The sequence below is a fragment of the Streptomyces sp. NPDC057638 genome (assembly GCF_042800315.1).
Lineage (GTDB): Bacteria > Actinomycetota > Actinomycetes > Streptomycetales > Streptomycetaceae > Streptomyces.
The window spans coordinates 1-1108 of sequence record NZ_JBHVHF010000620.1 but is presented as its reverse complement, the minus strand read 5'-3'; the positions used below and the strand labels follow the sequence as shown (position 1 = coordinate 1108).

The 1108-nt window shown below is 72.8% G+C and carries 1 protein-coding gene; it reads right to left on the bottom strand.

What is annotated here, in order from left to right:
• Positions 1–3 precede the first annotated feature (3 nt).
• Positions 4–957 carry an oxygenase MpaB family protein gene (locus ACFVIM_RS35265; RefSeq protein WP_384310491.1) on the bottom strand — a complete coding sequence of 318 codons (954 nt, stop codon included), beginning with the start codon at positions 955–957 and terminating at the stop codon, positions 4–6.
• Positions 958–1108: the final 151 nt, after the last annotated feature.

Here is a 1108-nt window from a genome sequence, read left to right as displayed (position 1 = left end):
GGCTCAGACGGCCTCGCCCGGGGCGGCCGGGTCGGCGCTGGCCTCGGTGGCCGGGGCGGCCGTGGACTCCCCGGCCCGGCGGTGCGGTACGGGACAGCCCACCGCACCAGGTCCCGGGAAGGTGCCGAGGTCGGCCAGGCGGTACCCCTGGCGATACCCCTTGATCTCGCGGTTCTGCCGCCCGAAGTGGGGCGACCGCCTCGGTGGCAGCACCAGCCGCACCGCCCGGCCCCGCAGCCGCAGCGCGCCCTCCACCGTCGAACGCAGGGCGGGCGCGGCGGCTTTGAGGCGGAAGGCCCTCAGAAGCGGCTCGTCGAGCAGCGCGACGGCGCCCGCGCGGGCCGCCGGGGCGAGGGGCCGGGGGTACCAGGAGGCCATCAGGTCGAGTGTCGCGTCGGCGACCGCGCGCCCGCCCTCGTCCCAGCCGAAGTGCGCTTCCTCGTAGGAGTCGAGGCACCGCTCGAACTCCTCGTAGCTCTCCGGGAGATCACGGATCCCCATGTGATGACCGAGATGACGGTAGTACGCGACACAGGCGCGCAGCTCGTGCCCGGTGAGCCGACGCCAGCCGTAGCGGTCGGTCCACCGCTTGGGCATGACGACGAAGGTGCACAGCACATAGCGCATGTCGTCGTTGGAGATGTCGTAGGAGCGGTGCATCTGGTTGATCCGGCGGATCGCGGTCCGCCCCTGCTCGGTCTCGAAGCCGTGCTCCACCACGGCGTCGAGCAACAGGGCGGTGTCGTCGTACCGCTTCTGCGCCCGCTCGGTGAACTCCGCCGTACGGGCGAGCAGTCCGCCGATGCCGGGCACGGCGTAGGTCCGGAAGAGGGCCAGCTCAAGTGCCCGGGCGAAGTCCCAGGGGAACTCGTACTGGGTGATGAGCCGGTACACCTGGAGAAAGTCCCGCTCCGGGTCCATCCGCCGGATCTCCCGGAGCCGTTCGAAACGCCGCACTGTGTGGCCCCCTCGCCCTGTCGTGCCGAAACGTCACCACTCTAGGGCCTGGCGCGGCGCCCTCAGCCGCCGTCCGTGTTCCCCCGTGGCGCCCCGCCGGGCGGCGGGGAGCCACGGGGGGGGACCGCCCGGCCCCCGGGTCACACTCAGG